Source organism: Aestuariivirga sp., assembly GCF_046294715.1.
Lineage (GTDB): Bacteria > Pseudomonadota > Alphaproteobacteria > Rhizobiales > Aestuariivirgaceae > Aestuariivirga.
This window is the reverse complement of record NZ_JBKBKI010000049.1, coordinates 1-19133: the sequence shown is the minus strand read 5'-3', so window position 1 is coordinate 19133 and position 19133 is coordinate 1. Positions and strand designations below refer to the sequence as shown.

Below are 19133 nucleotides of genomic sequence, written 5' to 3'. Positions count from 1 at the left end.
ATCTCGGCGGCCTCGTCGACGCGCGCGATCTCGAAGGTGTTCTTGTGGGGGTACGGGATCTCGATGCGCGCATCGAGTTCGCCGCGGTCGAGCAGGGTCTGCAGCAGTTCGAGCTGGTACCAGTTGCCGTCCATGTTGTGCATGGAGGTGATGCCGAGGGAAGCGGCGTGGCGGATACCCTGCTTGAAGTATTTCATGTCCAGCTCGCGCTGCGCGGGAGTCGCGGGCGGGTTGGGGTTCTCGCCCGTCGTCATGCCGAGCCACTCGCGCCCGCCGGTGGGGGTGAGCGCCTGCACCAGCATGTAGGCGGCCGGCTCGCGCAGTTCGCCGGTGGCGATGCCGTTGTGGTCGAGGACGATCTCGTTGCCGACAGGGAGCGGGCGCCCCTTCATGATGCCGGCGGCCTCCAGCGCCCTGGTGTTCGCCCACATCGTGTGGTGGTCGAAGCAGCCGACGATGAAGGGAATGTCCGGAACGATACGGTCGAGGATCTGCCGGGTGATCGGCTCTCCGAAGGCTTCATGCGCGATTCCGGTGGCGAGCAGAACCGGATCCTGGGAGCGCGTCTTGCGGTAGTTCGTGACGGCAGAGGCGATGGCACCGAAGCCGCTGACGCCATTCAGCATCAGCGTGTCCAGTTCCACCGACCCTCCGAACAGGTGCACATGACCCTCGATGATGCCGGGCATCACGGTCTTCATCCCGGCATCGATCACCCGCGTGTGCTTCGCCCTGATGGGCTCGACATCGGCCCTGTCGCCCACCCGCAGGATGCGGTTTCCGGCAATCGCCAAGGCCTCGGCCCGCGGGCGGGCAGGGTCCATGGTGAGGACGCGGGCATTGGTGATGAGGATGTCGGCAGCGGTCATGGCGGTCCCTTCTTGTTGGCCGTGGAAAATGCCCGCTTGACGAAAGAGGGGCAAGCCCCCACCTTGCATGGCAGTGTCAACAAGGAAAGGAGGTGATCCGATGTCGAGTGAGTTCACTGTGCCGGGAGCAAGCTCCAGCCGGATCGTCGCCTCCGCTAAAACGCGGGGCTGACGGACGAGACTTCGAGACGCCTCCTGGCGCATCTCACGGAAAGGCCGCCCGCGTGGCGGCCTTTTTTTGTTGCCGGGGCGATGGGAACCGTCGGGCTAAGGCTTCAGGACGTCCATCTTGATCGGGCCTTCCGCGCGGCCGTGGATGAACTGTTCGACGTAGGGGTTGCCGCTCGCATCGATCGTCTTCGCCGGGCCCTGCCAGAGGATCTCGCCCTTGTGGATCATGGCGATGTCGTCGGCGATCTTGCGGGCGGAGGCCATGTCGTGGGTGATGGAGATCGTGGTGGCGCCGAGCCGCTTCACGCAGTCGACGATGAGGTTGTTGATGACGTCGGCCATGATCGGGTCGAGGCCGGTCGTCGGCTCGTCGAAGAAGATGATCTCGGGGTCCGCCGCGATGGCGCGGGCGAGGCCCACGCGCTTCTGCATGCCGCCCGAGAGTTCCGCCGGGTAGAGATGCGCGACCTCCGGGCCGAGCCCCACTTGCCCGAGCTTCTCGATGGCGATGTCGCGCGCCCTCGGGCGGGCCATGTGGCGGCCCTGGATCAGCCCGAAGGCGACGTTCTCCCAGACGCTCAGTGAATCGAACAGCGCCGCGCCCTGGAACAGCATGCCGAAGCGGGCGAGATAGGCGTCCCTCGCGCTGCCCCTGAGGCCCGTCACCTCCTGGCCTGCGATGCGGATCGAGCCGGCATCGGGCTTCAGGATTCCGAGGACGCACTTCAGCATGACGGACTTGCCCGTGCCCGAGCCGCCGATCACCACCAGCGAATGGCCTTTCGGCACCGCCAGGTTCACCCCGTTCAGCACGTGCTTCGGGCCGAAGCTCTTCCTCACGCCATTGAGAACGATGTGACCCTCCGCCATGACGTCAGTCCGAGAAGAGGAGCGAGGTGAGGGCGAAATTGGCGGCAAGGATCAATATCGCGGAGGAGACGACCGCATTGGTGGTGGCACGGCCCACCCCCTGTGCCCCGCCCTTCGAGTTGAAGCCGTGATAGCAGCCCATCACCGCGATGATGAAGCCGAACACGGCGGCCTTGATGAGGCCGGATGTCACGTCGTCCAGCTCCAGGAAGTCGGCGGTGTTGCGGATGTAGGCATAGGAATTGAAACCCAGAGAGCGCGTGCCCACGATGTAGCCGCCCATGATGCCGATGGTATCGCCGATGGCGACGAGCAGGGGAAGCGTCACCACGGCGGCGACGATGCGCGGCCCCACGAGATATTTGAAGGGGTTGGTGGCGAGTGTCACCAGGGCGTCGATCTGCTCCGTCACGCGCATCGTGCCGAGTTCGGCGGCGATCGATGCGCCGACGCGGCCCGCCACCATCAGCCCCGCCAGAACGGGGCCCAGCTCGCGCGTGATGCCGAGCGCCACGATCGAGGCGACGAGGCTCTCTGCATTGAAGCGTGAGGAGCCGAGATAGATCTGCAGTGCCAGGGCGCCGCCGGTGAAGAAGGCGGTGAGCCCGACGACAGGGAGCGAGAAATAGCCGATGCGCATCATCTGCTCGAGGATCTGGCGCAGGAAGATCTTCGGCGTCAGCCCTTGGACCAGCGCATCCTTCAGGAACAGCGTGACGCGGCCGACCTCCTCGAGGAGCGCCAGGCTCGCGCGGCCGATATGGGCAAGGATGTTCAAGCTGCGCCGTCCGATTCGAGACCCGTGTAGAGCCTTGCATAGCGGCTGCCAAGGCGGGTGAGCAACTCGTAGGATATGGTGCCGGCCCAGGATGCCGCTTCGTCGATGAGGATGTTGGGGCCGAGAATCTCGGCGCGCGTGCCGCGGGCCACGCCTTCCTCCGGCAGACCGGTGACATCGATGGCCATCATGTCCATCGAGACGCGGCCCACAAGCGGACAGCGCTTGCCCCCGATGAAGACGTGCGCCGGCCCGTCCTGCTGGTGCGAGGAGAGCGCCCGCGGCACGCCGTCCTTGTAGCCTGCGCCAAGAATGGCGATGCGGCTCCTGCGCCTGGCCGCCCAGGTGGCGCCATAGCCCACCGTCTCTCCCGGTGCGATGTCGCGCAGCTGCAGCACCGTGCCCTCGAGCAGCGCCACCGCCTGCATGGGGTTTGGAGAAGCCGGCGTTGGATTGCCGCCATAGAGCGCTATTCCCGGCCGCACGAGATCGTGGGTGAAGCCATTCCCCAGGAATATGCCGCTCGAGTTGGCGAGGCTCGCCGGCACACCGGGCAAACGCGACCGAACAGACCGGAAGGCCTCCGCCTGGCGTGCGTTCATCGGGTGACGACGGTCATCGGCGCAGGCGAGATGGCTCATCAGGAGGCTGACGTTGAGCCCCTCCATGGTGAAGCCGTCCTCGAGCAGAGCCGCGAATTCTGTCATGGAGAAGCCCAGCCGGTTGATCCCCGTATCGACGTGGAGCGCGCAGGGCAGCCTGCGGCCGTAGACGCGGCCAAAGGCGGCCCATTCGCGTGCCTCGCCGATCGAGATCAGGGCCGGACGCAGGTCGAGCTTGGCATAGAATTCCGCCTGGCCGGCAAAAAGCCCGTCCAGGACATAGATCGTGGCTCCGGGCAGGTGGTGGCGGAGTTCCTCGCCCTCCTTCGGCCGGGCGACGAAGAAGGAGCGGCAGCCGGCCTCCGACAGGGCCCGCGCCACGGGAGCGATGCCGAGGCCATAGGCATTGCCCTTCACCGCGGCTCCGCATTCGGCGGGTCCCGCGCGCCGATCGAGGGTGCGCCAGTTGGCCTTGAGGGCCACGAGATCGATGGTCAGGACCGCGCCGGCGAGGTCCTCGGGCGTCGTCGTCATGGACAATTCCTTCCAGCCGGCTGACTTAGAGCATGTTCCGGGAAAGTGGAAACCTCTTTCGCCCCCCTTCACGGCAGCCCCTTCGCGCGAGGAGCGAAAGCGCAGCGAAATTGCCGAGGTGGAACACTCCGCATATTTTGCATGTATCAGACGCGGCGTCTCGACCAGCGTCGGGTGAAGGGGAGGGCGCTAGATGGACGCTACGACGATTCTCGCCGGAGAAGCGGTGGTTCAGGGCCGCGGCAAGTCTGGCGCTGCTGGACGGGAGGCCGCCGACCGAAAGACGGATCCCAAGGAGCTTCGCCGCGTGCTGCGCGCGGTCAAGAACATCGCCCGCAAGGATGGAAGTGCGCTCTGGCAACCGGTGAGCCCCGGCGGGCCGATCCGCTATGACTATTACCAGGGCGTGCTCGTCGCCGCCTTCAAGGACCAGATGCCTGGTTCGATTCGACGTTTGAAAGCATCGAAACCGATTGCAGTGAGAACCCGCAAGGTCGTCGCGGCGATGCTGACGCTGAACAAGTTCAAGCTCGACACGGATTCTGCTGCTTCGCAGTCTGTAATCGATTAATCTGCAATCGATTAACCCGTATTCGGTGGCTGATCGCCGTCAGAGCCTGTGTTGCAGGGTCTGCGTGAGGCCGTCGAGCAGGCTGCATGGGCGCAGGTGTGAAGGCTCTGCCGCCGCCTCGCCCGAGAGTGAATGTCGCGCTTCATCCGGAATGGCGGGATCGTCGCGCAGGAGGATACCCGTTTCGGAAAGTGTGCGCCGCAGGCTTCCCGCATCGCCGCGGTAGACCAGCGCTGTCCGCACCGCCAGGGGGCTTCCCGAAGGCTCCAAGGATAGTGCGAGACCGTTCTGGAACTCCGGGCAGAGGGCATTCTCGGCCCCGAACGCGATGACGCTCATCTCGCCTGATCCCTGTCTTCCGAGCGCCAGGAGAAAGCGGGCCCGGTCGGCCTCGAGAGCGATGCCGTCATGGCGCGAGCGTGCGAAATAGCGATGGCGCTCGCCAAGGAGCCGGAACTTGCTGAAACGGGTGAAGAAGGTGAAACCGCCCTGCCGGTACACATAGACGGCATCGCGGCGGCACTTCCCGGGGTCGCGCAGCCAGGGTGCGTAGAGATGATAGCAGCCCGGCTGCAGCGTGCTCGCGCGCATCGAACCCAGCGCACCCGACGCGAACACGAGCGCCGAGAGGGGGAGCTTGCCGAAGAGTTCGACAGCGGCCGGTTCCATGGGCGGGAGATCTGCGGTCGCGTGACGGGGAGCGCTGAAAAGCGTCTGCGGCTCGACCGCGAAAAAGACGCAGATTCTCTCGAGAGTCGCACTGCTGGGCAGGGTCGAACCCGCAAGATACTTGTTGAACTGCTGGCGGTTCATGCCCAGCGCGCGGCAGACGGCCGCGATGGAGCCGTGGCGCGTGCACAGGGCGCGCAGATTGTCGGAGAAGTTCCGGTGCGGCGAGAAGGGTGCCTGCAGGTTCATGAACTTTGCCTGCCTTTAGGATTGAAAAGGATTGCATAACCCTTGGGATGCGCCGTCGGTCTCATTTCTTCCATGGATTCGCCGAGCTGCCGATTTGGCGCATGATGCACCAAATACGCGCAGAATGTAATCGTATTCTGCGGGTAAGTACCGAGAACGCTGCGCTCTCTTGGGGTAAGAAAACAACCCTGGGTTAACGGCGTCCTACTCGAAGCGTTCGGGCAGGTAGTCGGCGCGCACCAGGTTCTGGAACTTGGTGAGGCTGGCCTCGAACTGAAGCTCGACGATGCCGGTGGGGCCGTGGCGCTGCTTGCCGATGATCACCTCGGCGACGCCGTTCACCCGGTTCATCTGCTCCTGCCAGTCGAAATGCTCCTGGGTGTTGGGGCGGGGCTCCTTGCGGGCAAGGTAATATTCCTCCCGATAGACGAACAGCACCACGTCGGCATCTTGCTCGATGGAGCCCGATTCGCGCAGATCGGCGAGCTGCGGGCGTTTGTCGTCACGATTCTCGACCTGGCGGGAGAGCTGCGAGAGGGCGATGATGGGCACCGCCAGTTCCTTGGCCAGCGCCTTGAGGCCCACGGTGATCTCCGAGACCTCCTGCACGCGGCCCTCCGCGGCGCGTCGCGATGAGCCTGTCAGCAGCTGGAGATAGTCGACGACGAGGAGGCCGAGGCCGCGCTGGCGCTTCAGCCTGCGGGCGCGGGCGGCGACCTGGGCGATGGTGAGGCCGCCGGTGGCATCGATGTAGAGCGGCAGCGATTGCATCTCGCGCGTCACATCCACGATCTTGGCGAATTCCTCTTCGGTGATCTTGCCGCGGCGGATGCGCTCGGACGGAATCATCGCCTGTTCGGATATGATGCGGGTGGCAAGCTGCTCGGCCGACATTTCCAGCGAGAAGAAGGCGACGACGCCGCCATCCGTCACCTTCACGGAGCCGTCTGCGAGATGTTCGGCCTTGTAGGCCTTGGCGATGTTGTAGGCGATGTTGGTGGCGAGCGAGGTTTTTCCCATGGCCGGCCGGCCGGCGAGGATGATGAGGTCGGATGACTGGAGGCCGCCCATCTTCTCGTCGAGGTCCTTGAGGCCGGTCGATATGCCGGAGAGGCCCCCGTCCCGCTGGTAGGCGCTGGCGGCCATGTCCACCGCATCGGTCAGTGCCCGGGCGAAGGGCTGGAAGCCCTGGCCGTACTTGCCCGTCTCCGCCATGGAATAGAGCGTCTGTTCGGCACGCTCGATCAGGACCCTCGACGTGTCCTCGATATCGGGATCGAAGGCCTCGTTGACGAGGTCCGTGCCGACGGAGATCAGTTTCCGCCGCTGCGCCAGTTCATAGATCGTGCGGCCATATTCCTCGGCATTGATGATGGTGGTGGCGTTTGCCGCCAGGCGGGCGAGATAGGCCGTGCCGCCGATCTCCTTCAGCGTCGCGTCGTTCTCGAAATAGCTCTTGAGCGTAACCGGGCTCGCGAGCTTGCCGATCTTGATGAGGGTCGAGGCCGCTTCGAAGATACGTGCATGCAGGGCCTCGAAGAAGTGCTCGGGCGTGAGAAAGGCCGAGACCTTGTCGCAGGCCTCGTTGTTGACGAGGATCGCGCCCAGCAACGCCTGCTCCGCCTCGAGATTGTGGGGCGGGGTGCGGTAGGACTCGTCGTCCGGGGCCGGCTCTACGGCGCGAAGGCTGGGCGTCGGGTTCATGGGACTGCCGAAAACAAATAGAGAACGATTGAGGCGTTTTTTATGCGCCTTTTACCCAGGTCCCACAAACCAAAAAGACCACTATTCCGCAGGAACCGACTTCAGGCGCGGGACCTTGGTATCGATCTCGCGCAGGCGCTCTTCCTCTTGTCCGATGTAGTTCCGGGTCAAGGGCAGAACGTGCTGGTTCTTCACGAACTGGATCTGGAAATTGTTCATGCCGCCGTAGCGGAAGGCGCATTCGGAAGCGGCAAGATAGAACTCCCACATGCGGCAGAACCGCTCGTCATAGAGTTCCTTCGCCCGTTCCCTGTGGCTGGCGAAGCGGTTGGCCCATTCGCGCAGCGTCATGGCGTAGTGCAATCTCAGGATTTCGACGTCGGTGACGTAGAGTCCGGACTTCTCGATATGCGGCAGGACCTCGGAAAGGGCAGGAATGTAACCCCCCGGGAAGATGTATTTCTTGATCCAGGCGCTGGTGGCGCCGGGGCCGTCCGAGCGGTTTATGGAGTGGAGCACGGCAATGCCGTCATCCTTGAGGAGTCCGTTCACCTTGGTGAAGAACTCCTTGAAATGGCCGACCCCCACGTGCTCGAACATGCCGACCGAGACGATGCGGTCGAACTTCTTCTCGAGATGGCGGTAATCCTTCAGCAGGAACTGCACCCGCTCCGAGATGCCGCGCTGCTGGGCCCGCTCGTTCGAGAGCTTGTGCTGTTCCTCCGAGAGGGTAACGCCCGTGACCTCTGCACCGCAGATCTCGGCGATGTAGAGCCCCAGGCCGCCCCAGCCCGAGCCAATGTCCAGCACCTTCATGCCGGGCTTGATGTCGAGCTTCGCCGCCAGGTGGCGCTTCTTGGCGAGCTGCGCATCTTCGAGAGAGCCGTCGTCGGTCTCGAAATAGGCGCAGGAATACTGCCGGTCACGGTCGAGGAACAGGTCGTAGAGCGCGCCCGACAGGTCATAATGGTGGGCAACGTTGCTCTTGGCCTTGCCCACGGGATTGTACTGGTCCACCCGCTTCAGCGCCTTGCGCACGGCATAGGCCGCCTTGGCGACCTTGGGCAGGCGGTGATTACCGGCATTCTCCATGAGAATGGCGATCGCGTCATAGATGGTCGATCCGCCGCTGACATCGATTGAGCCGTCCATATACAATTCGCCGAAATAGAGGTCGGCATCGGCGGCGACCTTGGCTGCCGCCATGGGCGTCCTGATGTGGAGGTTCACGGGCTTTCCCGTGCCGTCGCCATATTCGCGCGTCACGCCGTCCGGGCCGGTGACGCGGAGCGTGCCTTTGCTCATGGCAGTCTTCAGTGCGCGATCGAGAAGCCCGTACATCTTCACTCCCTCAACTTCACCGCCGCTCTCCAGGCGGAAAGCACCCCCCGGTACTTCTTTCTTAACCAAAGTTTAATGTGAGGGTGAGGAACCGCGCAAGGGGGTGGGGAAGGCGAGGGTTAATTCGCCTGCCAGAAAAGCAGAAAGGCCGCCCCGGGGAGCGGCCTTCCGTAAAGTTGCAGGTGCTTCAGGCTCAGCCGTTGCCTTCGGCTGCGGCCTCCGCCTGGGCCTCTTCGAAGAGGGCCTCGGCGGCTGCACGGATCTCGGCACGGTCGGAGACGGGGCCGGTGAGGTCCTCGCCGCGGGCCTGGGCCGCGGCTTCCTCGGGCGAGCGGGCCACGTTCACCGTCACCGTCACCTCGACTTCGGGGTGCGGCTGGACGACGACCTGGTAGAGCCCGATCGTCTTGATCGGCGTGGTCAGCTGGATGTGCCCGCGGTCGACCTTGACGCCCTGGGCGGCGGCGGCCTCCACGATGTCGCGCGGCGACACGGAGCCGTAGAGCTGGCCCGACTCGCCGGCCTGGCGGATCAGGGTGAAGCTCTTGCCGTCCAGCGACTTGGCCTCTTCGCCGGCCGCGGTGCGGCGCTCGGCGTTGCGGGCCTCGAGGGCCGCACGCTCGCGCTCGAACTTGGCCTTGTTGGCCTCGGTGGCGCGCAGCGCCTTGCCCTGGCGGAGCAGGAAGTTGCGGGCATAGCCGTCCCGGACCTTCACAACCTCGCCCATGGCGCCGAGCTTGGAGACACGCTCGAGAAGAATGACGTCCATCTTTGCGTACTCCTTACTTCAGCACATAGGGCAGGAGGCCGAGGAAGCGGGCGCGCTTGATGGCCTGGGCCAGTTCGCGCTGCTTCTTGGCGGACACCGCCGTGATGCGGCTCGGCACGATCTTGCCGCGTTCGGAGACATAGCGCTGAAGGAGGCGCACGTCCTTGTAATCGATCTTCGGGGCGTTTTCGCCGGTGAAGGGGCAGCTCTTCTTCCGGCGGAAGAAGGGGCGGCGGGCTTGCGGAGCGCTCATTACGTGTTCTCCTCGGTGGATTCGCTGCGGTCGTCGCGGCGTTCACGGTCCTCGCGGCGGCGCATCTGCGCGGAGGGGCCGTCCTCATGGGCTTCGACCTTCACGGTCATGAAGCGGATGACGTCTTCCGACAGAGACATCTGGCGCTCCATCTCCTGCACGGCGGCGGCCGGTGCATCGACGTTGAAGAGCGTGTAATGCGCCTTGCGGTTCTTGCGGATGCGGTAGGTGAGGGACTTGAGGCCCCAGTATTCGGTCTTGGTCACCTTGCCGCCGTTGGCGGCGATCAGCGACTTGTACTGCTCGGTCAGGGCATCGACCTGAGCGGGCGCGGCGTCCTGACGGGTCAGGAACACGTGCTCGTAGAGAGCCATTTTCGATGTGCCTTTCTGTTACTTTTCCTTGCTTCGGCATCCGGCGCAGAGCCTCTTTCGAACCCGTGGAAAGGCTCGAAAGACCGGTCAAACGAAAGAGCGGAGACACGGGAGGACGGGGTTCGGCCCCTGGCCAGTTGCCTGGCCCCTCCGTTCAGCCCCCAGCCGGGTGCTTTCAGCGAGCGGCTTATGGCCGAAAAACCCACCGATTGCAAGGCATGTCGGCCGCAGCCTGACGCTACGTCCGGTTGACATTCATCGTGCACTAGCGGAACTTTCGTGAAACCCTATTCACCATGGATACCGTGAGCGAGTCTGCGAGCGTCATCGAATTCCGCAAAGTGACGAAGCGCTTCGGCGACGTCGTGGCCGTCGCCGACAACGATCTTGCGGTAAAGCCTGGAGAATTCCTCTCCATTCTCGGGCCTTCTGGCTGCGGCAAGACCACCTCGCTGCGCATGATGGCCGGCTTCGAGCAGCCGAGCAGCGGGGAAGTGTTCATTCGCGGTGAAAACGTCACCGGCGTCCCGGCCTATCGCCGCCCCGTCAACATGGTGTTCCAGCATTACGCGCTGTTTCCGCACCTTTCCGTCGCAGACAACGTGTCCTATGGCCTGCGCCAGCGGAGCCCCAGGCCCCCCAGGGCCGAGATCGACCGCGCGGTGGACGAGGCGCTCTCCATGGTCCGCCTCTCGGGCTATGGCCGGCGGCGCACCTATGAGCTCTCCGGCGGCCAGCAGCAGCGCGTGGCGCTCGCCCGCGCCCTCATCAACCGGCCCGCCGTGCTGCTCCTCGACGAGCCCCTCGCGGCGCTGGACCGCAAGCTCCGCCGCGACATGCAGATCGAACTGCAGACACTCCAGCGCGACGTCGGCATCACCTTCCTGCTGGTGACGCATGACCAGGAAGAAGCGCTCTCCATGTCGGACCGCGTGTGCGTCATGAGGGAGGGCAGGATCGTGCAGGCCGGAAGCCCCCGGGAGCTCTATGACCGGCCCGTGAACCGCTATGTCGCCGATTTCGTCGGCAAGACGAATTTCTTCGAGGGTCCCTCGGGAACGGAAGTCCTGAGCGTGAGGCCGGAGTTCATCGAGATCGCCCAGAGCATGAAGCACCTGCCGGAAGGCCTGTCGGCGCGCGTGCCGGTGAAGGTGCTGAACCGCATCTTCCTCGGCGAACACACGGAGTATGTCGTGGCCAACGAGCAGCTCGGCGAGTTCATGGTGATGGCGCCGCGGAAATCCGAGCGGGATTCGGGCATCTACGACATCGGCGACACGATCGCCGCGGGATGGCGCGCGGAGGCGGAGCGCATACTGCCCAACACTTGAGAACGATCAAAAAGGGAGAACACGTGATGACAAAGCAACGGGACCACATTTCGGCCCAGAAATTCCTCGACGAGCTCCGCCGCTACCAGAAGGGCAGCGTATCGCGCCGGCACTTCCTCGGCGTCACCGGCCTCGGCCTCGCGACCGCGGTGATGAGTGCCGCCATGCCGGGCCTTCGCCCGCGCAAGGCCCATGCGGCGCTCTCCGGCACGGTGAACTTCACCACCTGGCCCAGCTATTTCGCTCAGGAAAACCTCGACAACTTCACAAAGAACACCGGCGTGAAGATCAATGTCGCGGTGTTCGGCTCGAACGAGGAAATGCTGGCGAAGCTGCAGGCGGGCTCCACCGGCTGGGACGTGTTCGTGCCCACCAACTACACCATCTCTACCTACCAGTCGCTGAACCTCATCCAGCCGCTCGACCTCGCCAAGCTGCCGAACTACGACCAGGCCGCACAGGAGCAGCGCTTCATCGCCGAAGGCATCATCGACGGCAAGGTCTACGCCGTTCCGAAGAACTGGGGCACCACGGGCTTCGTCTACAATGCCAAGGCCATGCCGCAGAAGCCCACGAGCTGGAAGGAGTTCTGGGACCTCACGCGAAAGGAAGCCTCGGGCCGGGTGATGGTGCATGACTACCAGCTCACCACCATCGGCAATGCGCTCAAGTATTTCGGCTACTCGTTCAACTCGGTGGATCCGAAGGAACTCGCCGATGCGGAGAAGCTGCTGATCGAGTGCAAGCCGCACCTCTTCGGCATCAATTCGGACTACAAGCCCTCGCTCATCGCCGGCGACGCCTGGATGAGCGTGTGCTGGACGGGCGATGCCGTGCAGCTGCAGCGCGACGTGCCGGAGATGACCTATGTGCTCGGCAAGGAGGGTGGCGAGATCTGGAGCGACTTCTATGCCATCCCCACGGGTGCGCCCAACATCGAGGCGGCCTATGCGCTGATCGACTGGCTGCTGACGCCGGAGATCAACGCCATCGAGGTGAAGGCGCACGGCTATCCCGCAACAGATTCGCGCACCAACAAGCTGGTGCCGAAGGAGATGCTGGAGAACCCGATCCTTTATCCGGCGGCGGAGGCCCTCGCGCCCCTCGAGTTCGGAGCGGCGGCCACGCTGACCGACCCGCTCCGCGCGGAGATCATGGCCCGCTTCAAGGCGGCGTGATGGCCCCACGTGCCCCCTACGACCGTCATTCCGGCGCCCGCCGGAATCCAGCTTTGGACGCCCGAAGCGGGACCCCGGCCTTTGCCGGGGTGACGGGCTAGGGCATGGGAGCTGCGTTACAATCCTCGACACCGCGCCCGCGGCTCGTCACGGCGATGCTGCTTGCCCCGGCGGGCGTGCTCTTCGTCTTCATGCTGCTGGTTCCGCTCGTCGTCATCCTGGTCTTTTCCTTCGGCGAGCGGGCCCCGGCGGGCGGCTACGCCCCGGGTTTCACGCTGGACAACTACGCAAACCTTCCAGCGCGCGGCAAAGCCTTCCTCAATACGCTGACACTGGCGCCACTCGGCACGCTGCTGACCGCGATCATCGCCTTTCCCATGGCCTATTTCCTGGCGGTGAGGTGCGATCCCCGCTGGCGGGTGACACTGCTCGTCCTCGTCATGGCGCCGTTCTGGACGAGCCAACTGCTGCGCTACTACGCCTGGATCATGCTGCTGGGCGCGAAGGGCATTCCCGCCTGGCTCTCCTTTCTGGGCTTTCCCGATTTCCGTATCATCAACACGCCCTGGGCGGTGCTGATCGGCGCCGTCTACGGCTTCCTGCCGCTGATGGTGCCGCCGATCTACGTCTCCCTCGAGAAACTCGACAAGCGGCTTCTCGAAGCCTCGGCCGATCTCGGCGCCACGCCCATCCGCACCTTCTTCCAGGTGACCCTGCCGCTCGCGCTTCCCGGTGTAGCCACCGGCTCCATGCTCGTCTTCATCCTTCTGATGGGCGATTACATCCTTCCGCAATATCTCGGCGGCGGAAAGGTATTCTTCATCGGCAACGCGCTCGTCGACCTGTTCCTGCAGTCCCGCAACTGGCCCTACGGCGCAGCGGTATCGGTGGCGCTGGTCGGCATCATGTTCGTCACCATCGTCCTCTACATGCGCTTCGTGCTGGGCAAGGCCGACCAGCGCCGCGCCGCGCTGGTGTAGGACATGCGCATATACGCCATCCTCATCTACATCTTCCTCTATGCGCCGATCGCCTTCATCGTGGCGGGAAGCTTCAATGCCGGGCGCCAGGCCATGGTGTGGCAGGGCTTCTCGCTCGAATGGTATGGCAAGGCCTTCTCCAACCCGCTCATCATGGAGGCGCTGACGACGAGCCTCACCATCGCCTTTGCCAATGCAGTGCTCTCCGCCGCGATCGGCACGCTCGCCGCATTGGGCCTGGAACGCGTCAGGGGATTTCTGCGCGCCTTCTTCGACAGCCTCATCTACATCGCCATCATGGTGCCGGGGATCGTCATCGGCATCTCGACGCTCATCGCCTTCGTCTCGCTGTTCGACGCCATCAATCCGATGCTTGCCTTCAGGCTGGAGATGGGCGCCTGGGCGGTGATCGCCGCACACGTGCTGTTCAATACCGCGGTGGTGGCGCTGCTGGTCAGGGCACGGCTCCAGGGCATGGACAGGAGCCTCGTCGAGGCTTCGGAGGACCTCTACGCGACGCCGCTCGGCACGTTCCGCCAGGTGGTGCTGCCGCTTCTCGCCCCCTCGATCCTCGCCGGCTTCCTCCTGGCCTTCACCTTCTCTTTCGAGGACTTCATCATCGCCTATTTCGTGGCGGGGCCGGACGTGACGCTGCCGATCTACATCTTTTCCTCGATCCGCCGCGGCATCACGCCGGAGATCAATGCCGTGGGATCGGTGGTGCTGCTCACGTCCTTCGTGCTGCTGATCCTGGCGCAGCTGATCCTGCAGCGCGGGGAGAGGGCGAAGGCCGCCTGATCACCAAATCCAGAACTAGGCCGCGAGATAACGCCGCTTCAGATGCTCTTCGAAATGGCGTGCGTTCAGCGGCTCGCCAGTCGCCCGACGCATGATCTCGGGCGTGGAGAACATCGAGGCCTTCGACCAGATATGCTCCTTCCGCCAGGCGTTTATGGCGGCGAAGTCGCCCCGCTCAATCTGGACTGCCGCATCGGGAACGGCGCGCTCCAGCGCGGCCCATTGCTGTGCCGCCATCATGGCGCCCAGCGTATAGCTGGGGAAATAGCCGAATGCGCCGGAGGGCCAGTGAACGTCCTGCATCGGTCCATCGCTGTAGTTGCCGGCAGTCGAAAGGCCGAGATACTCCTGCATCTTCGCATCCCAGACGTCGGGCACATCCTTCGGCGCGAGCTTGCCGGTGATGAGGTCCTGCTCGATCTCGAAGCGCAGGATCACGTGAAGTGGATAGGTCGCCTCGTCGGCGTCGACACGGATGAAGCCGCGCTCCACGTGATGCACATGACCCAGCATGTCCTCCACCTCGACGCCGGCCAGGCCGAGGATGTCGCGCGCGAGGGGAAGGGCGAACTGCCAGAATTCCGGCCGCCGGGAGAGCTGCATCTCCTGAAAGAGGCTTTGGCTCTCATGCATCGCCATGCCGCGCGCCTTGGTGCTGGGCCAGTGGCCGAGATCATGCGGCAGGTTCTGCTCGTAAAGGCCGTGACCCGTCTCGTGCAGGATGCCCATGAGGGATGAGAGGAATTCATCGGTCCGGTAGCGGGTGGTCATGCGCACGTCGGAGGGCACGCCGCCGCAGAAGGGGTGGTGCGACACGTCGAGGCGCCCGTGGTCGAAGTCGAAGCCCACCGCCTTCATGAGCGCGAGGCCGAGCTGCTTCTGCCGGTCGATGGCGAAGGGGCCGGCGAAGCCCTTGAGCGGCCTTTTCGCGCGCCGCCGCGCCTGCGCCTCCAGCGCCTCCGGGATGAAGCCCTTGAGGAAGGACTTGAGATCCGCGAAGACGCGGACGATCTCGGCGGTGCGGCTTCCCGGATCGTACTGCTCCACCATCGCGTCATAGGGAGGAAGCTTCAGCACCTCCGCGCGGCAGGCCGCTTCCTCACGGGCAAGGGCCACGATGTTTTCGAAGGAGGGGAGGAAGTCGTTCCAGTCGTTCCGGGCGCGCAGGCTGCGCCAAAGCTGCTCGCAGCGCATCCGCGCGTTGACTTGGCGCGCCACGAACTGGGAGGAGAGGCATGTACGGTTGATGTAGCCGCGCTTGAATTCGGCGACGGCGGCCCTCTGGCCGGCATCGAGATCTTCGGCCTCCGCCGCGGCGATCCAGTCGGCGATGTGCGGGGCGGAGGCCATCTCGTGCGCCATGGAGGCGAGCACGCTCATCGCCTCGGCACGCTTCTCGCCGCCGCCTTCGGGCATGCTCACGGCCTCGTCGACACCCAGCATGGCCTGGGCATGGTCGAGGGCTTCGAGCCGGCGGCAGAGATGGTCGAGTTCGGCGAAGGACATCAGCGCTTCGCCTTTTCCATGTAGTCGACGAAGCGCTTGAACAGGTAGTGGCTGTCCTGCGGGCCCGGCGAGGCCTCTGGGTGATGCTGCACCGAGAAGACTGGCCTGTCCTTGAGCGCGATGCCGGCGTTCGAGCCGTCGAAAAGCGAAACATGCGTCTCGACCACGCCATCCGGCAGCGACTGCCGGTCAACCGCGAAGCCGTGGTTCATGGAGACGATCTCCACCTTGTCGGTGGTGAAGTCCTTCACCGGGTGATTGGCGCCATGATGGCCCTGGTGCATCTTCACCGTCTTCGCGCCCAACGCGATTCCGAGCATCTGGTGGCCGAGGCAGATGCCGAAGAGGGGCTTGCCAGACTCGACGAGCTTGCGGATCTCCGGCACGGCGTACTCTCCGGTCGCCGCCGGGTCGCCCGGCCCGTTCGAGAGGAACACGCCGTCCGGGTTCATGGCGAGGATGTCCTCCGCCCTCGTGGTGGCGGGCACCACCGTCACGTCGCAGCCTGCGGAAGTGAGGCAGCGCAGGATGTTGCGCTTCAGCCCATAGTCCACGGCCACAACCTTGTAGGCGCCGCCCTCGCTCCGCTCATAGCCTGTCTTCCAGTCCCACAGCTTCTCGTCCCAGTGCATGCGCTGGGTGAGGGAGACGTCCTTGGCGAGGTCGAGGCCGAGAAGGCCCGGCCACTCCGCCGCCATCCTGTGCAGCTTCTTGATGTCGAACTTGCCCCTGGCACTATGGGCGATGACGCCGTTCGGCATGCCTTTTTCGCGGATGCGGGCGGTGAGGGCGCGGGTGTCGATGCCGGAGAGACCGATGATGTTGCGGGCCTTGAGCCATTTGTCGAAGTGGCGGGCCGAACGGTAGTTGGCGGGCTCGGTGATCGGCTCCTTGACGATGCAGCCCACGACGCCGGCGGAGGCGGCGAGGTTGGTCGTCTCGATGTCCTCGTCGTTGGTGCCGACATTGCCGATGTGCGGAAACGTGAATGTCACGATTTGCCCGGCATAGGAGGGATCGGTGAGCACCTCCTGGTATCCTGTCATGGCGGTATTGAAGCAGACTTCGCCCACCGCGGCGCCCTCGGCGCCGACGCCCTCGCCCTCGATCACGGTTCCGTCGGCCAGCACCAGGACGGCCGTCACGCGGGGCTCTTCCCAGTCGCCGAATTGGGGGCGTGCTTGTGACTTGGCCTTGGCAGGCTTTCTGGCGCTCGGCATGGCAGGCTCCTGGGGAATTTCCGGTTCGTTAAGGGAAGGGGGCAGGTCCGTCAAGGTTGCGGTGCAGCGTCATCCGCCCTAGATGGGGGCGGAACATCCGGATTCCACGAAGGAGCGAGCATCATGGGCCTGCGCGACGAGATCTCGGCGGCACTCAAGGAGGCGATGAAGGCGGGCGACAAGAAGAAGCTCTCCACCCTCCGCTTGATGCAGGCCGCCATCAAGGACAAGGACATCAGCAGCCGCACCGAGGGCCACGAGTCGGTGCTGACGCCCGATTCGGGGATTTCCGAACTCCTCGCGAAGATGGTGAAGCAGCGCCAGGATTCTGTCGCGGCCTACGAGCAGGGCGGGCGGCCGGAACTCGCGCAGAACGAGCGCGACGAGATCGCCGTCATCCAGTCCTTCATGCCGAAGCAGATGTCGGAGGAGGAGGCAAAGGCCGCCGTCGCCGAGACCATCAAGGCGGTGGGCGCGACGAGTATAAAGGACATGGGCAAGGTCATGGCCGAGCTCAAGGCGAGATATGCCGGCCAGATGGACATGGGCAAGGCGGGCGCCATGGTGAAAGCGCAGCTGGGGTAGGCACGTCGACCGGATTCTTCGCTCCTTGCCACGCATTCGGGTGGCAAGATCCTTACTCTGCAGCGATGGCCGCGGTTCTGATCCAGAGGCAGCGATCAAAGCCTTTGAGTCGTACGCATGCTTCCTCGCTCGTTCTCCTCTCGACCGAGTAGCTTATGCCTGACGGTATCCTAAAGCATCTCGGCATCGGCTGAAGAGCGAGCATTTGCTCATGGCTGGCGCTGAGATCGGCAAGCTGCCAGCATCCCTTCACCGGCTGCTGTAATGTTCCGGCAAGTGCAGGGGCAACCAGTGCGATGTAGGCGAGAAGCACGAGGGGGTGCGTTTGAATCGGCATTCGATACAATTCCGAAGCTAACGCAGCCGAAGGTAGTCGAATTGTAACGTTACGTCAAATCCCTACTTCCCCTGATCCACTGCGTCGGCCAGTTCCTGGAGGCTGGAGAAATGGTAATCGGGGATCGCCACCGTTTGCGTCTTCGGCGTGGCGCCGGTTCCCTGCTGGCCCTTGCGGCGCTCGATCCAGCAGGTGTGATAGCCAAGCCGCCGCGCCACGGCGATGTCGTGATACTGGCTCTGGGCGACGTGCAGGATGTCGCCGAAGCCGAACCCCTCCTTCGATAGCCGCCCCCGCGTGAAGGCAAAGACCTGCGGATCGGGCTTGTTCCAGCCCACCATCTCTGCCGTCACGAGGTCGTCGAAGGGATGGTCCAGCACCCGGGCGAAATGCGACAGCGCCCAATCGTCGGAATTGGTCATGGCGACAAGGTGGAAGTGCCTGCGAAGCCGCTTCATCGCGGCAACCGAGTCGGGAAAGGCCGGCCAGTGGGGAATGGAAAGGCGGAACTCCTCGGCGTCGGCATGCGATTCCGGAAGGCCCAGCACTTCCGCCATCTCGCGGTACATGGGTGCCATCATCGCGGGAAAGGGCAGGCGCGGCGTGGCGTGGTGCTGGTGGTCCTCGGCGACGGCGTAGGCCTCCAGAATGGCGCGGTCGCTCAACGTGACGCCCGCTGCCCGCGCCCTCTCCTGCATGTAATCGAGAATGCCGGTTTCGAAGTCGATGAGCGTGCCGACGACGTCGAAGGTCAGCACTTTGCGATCAGTCAGGGCCATGGCGCGCTCTCCTCAGCGAGAGGAAAGCTAGGTCCGCCGCGGCCCATCGTCACCCGGGAAAAATGCGGGGCCGCCATGCAGCCCCGCATCCGTTCTACCGCAGGGGAATGCGATCAGACCACGGTGGTCTTCACGTCCACATTGCCGCGGAGCGACCATGAATAGGGGCACACGGTATGCGCCTTCTGCGCGATCTCCTCGGCCTTGGCCTTGTCCACGCCGGGAAGGTGGACATCCATGGCGACGGCGAGCTCGAAGCCGCCGCCGTCGTCGCGCGAGCCGAGCGTCACCTTGGCGGTGACCGTCGCGTCGGGCGTGACCCGCACCGGCGGCTGTTCCTTGCCGGCCACGAACTTGATGGCACCCAGATAGCAGTTGGAATAGCCCGCCGCGAAAAGCTGCTCGGGGTTGTAGCCGTCATCGTTGCCGCCGAGCTCCTTGGGCGTGCCGATTTTGAAGTCGACAAGGCCGTCCGGGCTCTTGGCCGTCCCGTTGCCGCGCCCGCCCGTGGCCGTGACTGTCGAGGTATAAAGAGATTTCATGCTGTTCCCTTCCGGTTGCTGTCGAGGGGGCGGAATGTGGAGGCAGTGCGGCGGGAGCGCAAGTCACTTCGGCGTGGACTGGCGGCTGGCGATCAGCACGCCCGCCGCGGCGAGCGCGAAGCC

Annotated in this window: 19 protein-coding genes and 1 pseudogene; 6 read left to right on the top strand and 14 right to left on the bottom strand. The window is 64.4% G+C overall.

The features are described from left to right. From ACK4HL_RS19495 to alr, 4 genes are all read right to left on the bottom strand, one after another. Nucleotides 1-869, bottom strand: an 869-nt coding sequence (locus ACK4HL_RS19495; RefSeq protein WP_409764190.1) for an amidohydrolase, incomplete at its 3' end; no start/stop codon positions are given. Nucleotides 870-1136: 267 nt separating this feature from the next. Then, complete coding sequence (locus ACK4HL_RS19490) at nt 1137-1910, bottom strand: ABC transporter ATP-binding protein (RefSeq protein ID WP_409764187.1); 774 nt, start codon at nt 1908-1910, stop codon at nt 1137-1139. 4 nt (nt 1911-1914) lie between these two features. Next, on the bottom strand, nt 1915-2688 hold the full coding sequence (locus tag ACK4HL_RS19485; RefSeq protein ID WP_409764184.1) for an MlaE family ABC transporter permease: 774 nt from the start codon (nt 2686-2688) through the stop codon (nt 1915-1917). Further along, nucleotides 2685-3824 carry an alanine racemase gene (gene alr, locus ACK4HL_RS19480; protein WP_409764180.1) on the bottom strand — a complete coding sequence of 380 codons (1140 nt, stop codon included), beginning with the start codon at nt 3822-3824 and terminating at the stop codon, nt 2685-2687. Before alr ends, ACK4HL_RS19485 begins: the two co-directional genes overlap by 4 nt. Before the next feature lie 193 nt (nt 3825-4017). Here alr and ACK4HL_RS19475 point away from each other — a divergent pair, with 193 nt between their 5' ends. Continuing rightward, entirely contained in the window at nt 4018-4395 is a 378-nt protein-coding gene (locus ACK4HL_RS19475; RefSeq protein WP_409764177.1) for a hypothetical protein, read from the top strand. A 39-nt stretch (nt 4396-4434) separates the two neighbouring features. Here ACK4HL_RS19475 and ACK4HL_RS19470 read toward each other — a convergent pair whose 3' ends face one another. From ACK4HL_RS19470 to rpsF, 6 genes and pseudogenes are all read right to left on the bottom strand, one after another. Beyond that, nucleotides 4435-5313 carry a helix-turn-helix transcriptional regulator gene (locus ACK4HL_RS19470; RefSeq protein WP_409764174.1) on the bottom strand — a complete coding sequence of 293 codons (879 nt, stop codon included), beginning with the start codon at nt 5311-5313 and terminating at the stop codon, nt 4435-4437. 204 nt (nt 5314-5517) lie between these two features. Further along, entirely contained in the window at nt 5518-7017 is a 1500-nt protein-coding gene (locus tag ACK4HL_RS19465; RefSeq protein ID WP_409764171.1) for a replicative DNA helicase, read from the bottom strand. A gap of 81 nt (nt 7018-7098) precedes the next feature. Continuing rightward, the gene (locus tag ACK4HL_RS19460; RefSeq protein WP_409764168.1) at nt 7099-8358 is read right to left on the bottom strand and encodes a class I SAM-dependent methyltransferase; all 1260 of its coding nucleotides are present in this window, start codon (nt 8356-8358) and stop codon (nt 7099-7101) included. Nucleotides 8359-8551: 193 nt separating this feature from the next. Continuing rightward, nucleotides 8552-9127 carry a 50S ribosomal protein L9 gene (rplI, locus tag ACK4HL_RS19455; protein WP_409764165.1) on the bottom strand — a complete coding sequence of 192 codons (576 nt, stop codon included), beginning with the start codon at nt 9125-9127 and terminating at the stop codon, nt 8552-8554. A gap of 13 nt (nt 9128-9140) precedes the next feature. Further along, nucleotides 9141-9380, bottom strand: a complete 240-nt coding sequence (gene rpsR, locus ACK4HL_RS19450; protein WP_409764162.1) for a 30S ribosomal protein S18 — start codon at nt 9378-9380, stop codon at nt 9141-9143. A 32-nt stretch (nt 9381-9412) separates the two neighbouring features. Then, nucleotides 9413-9754, bottom strand: a pseudogene (rpsF, locus tag ACK4HL_RS19445) (30S ribosomal protein S6); the annotation flags it as partial. A gap of 296 nt (nt 9755-10050) precedes the next feature. Between rpsF and ACK4HL_RS19440 the strand changes: the two are divergent. The 4 genes from ACK4HL_RS19440 to ACK4HL_RS19425 all read left to right on the top strand — a co-directional run bounded on the left by ACK4HL_RS19440 (nt 10051) and on the right by ACK4HL_RS19425 (nt 14041). Next, nucleotides 10051-11085, top strand: a complete 1035-nt coding sequence (locus tag ACK4HL_RS19440) for an ABC transporter ATP-binding protein (protein WP_409764159.1) — start codon at nt 10051-10053, stop codon at nt 11083-11085. A gap of 26 nt (nt 11086-11111) precedes the next feature. Further along, the gene (locus ACK4HL_RS19435; protein WP_409764156.1) at nt 11112-12263 is read left to right on the top strand and encodes a PotD/PotF family extracellular solute-binding protein; all 1152 of its coding nucleotides are present in this window, start codon (nt 11112-11114) and stop codon (nt 12261-12263) included. Between the two features lie 104 nt (nt 12264-12367). After that, on the top strand, nt 12368-13243 hold the full coding sequence (locus ACK4HL_RS19430) for an ABC transporter permease (RefSeq protein WP_409764153.1): 876 nt from the start codon (nt 12368-12370) through the stop codon (nt 13241-13243). Nucleotides 13244-13246: 3 nt separating this feature from the next. Beyond that, nucleotides 13247-14041: an ABC transporter permease gene (locus ACK4HL_RS19425; RefSeq protein WP_409764150.1), complete on the top strand. Its 795-nt coding sequence runs from the start codon at nt 13247-13249 to the stop codon at nt 14039-14041. Nucleotides 14042-14056: 15 nt separating this feature from the next. On the opposite strand, the gene ACK4HL_RS19420 is transcribed toward ACK4HL_RS19425, so the two are convergent. Both ACK4HL_RS19420 and carA read right to left on the bottom strand, forming a co-directional pair. Further along, complete coding sequence (locus tag ACK4HL_RS19420; protein WP_409764147.1) at nt 14057-15547, bottom strand: carboxypeptidase M32; 1491 nt, start codon at nt 15545-15547, stop codon at nt 14057-14059. Further along, nucleotides 15547-16767: a glutamine-hydrolyzing carbamoyl-phosphate synthase small subunit gene (gene carA / locus ACK4HL_RS19415; RefSeq protein ID WP_409764143.1), complete on the bottom strand. Its 1221-nt coding sequence runs from the start codon at nt 16765-16767 to the stop codon at nt 15547-15549. The genes ACK4HL_RS19420 and carA overlap by 1 nt, the downstream gene beginning before the upstream one ends. A 123-nt stretch (nt 16768-16890) precedes the next feature. Here carA and ACK4HL_RS19410 point away from each other — a divergent pair, with 123 nt between their 5' ends. Beyond that, a complete protein-coding gene (locus ACK4HL_RS19410; RefSeq protein ID WP_409764140.1) occupies nt 16891-17352 on the top strand; it encodes a GatB/YqeY domain-containing protein in 462 nt (153 codons plus the stop codon). 399 nt (nt 17353-17751) lie between these two features. On the opposite strand, the gene ACK4HL_RS19405 is transcribed toward ACK4HL_RS19410, so the two are convergent. Then, nucleotides 17752-18468 carry an HAD-IA family hydrolase gene (locus ACK4HL_RS19405; protein ID WP_409764137.1) on the bottom strand — a complete coding sequence of 239 codons (717 nt, stop codon included), beginning with the start codon at nt 18466-18468 and terminating at the stop codon, nt 17752-17754. A gap of 113 nt (nt 18469-18581) precedes the next feature. Continuing rightward, entirely contained in the window at nt 18582-19010 is a 429-nt protein-coding gene (locus ACK4HL_RS19400) for an organic hydroperoxide resistance protein (RefSeq protein WP_409764134.1), read from the bottom strand. Nucleotides 19011-19133: the final 123 nt, after the last annotated feature.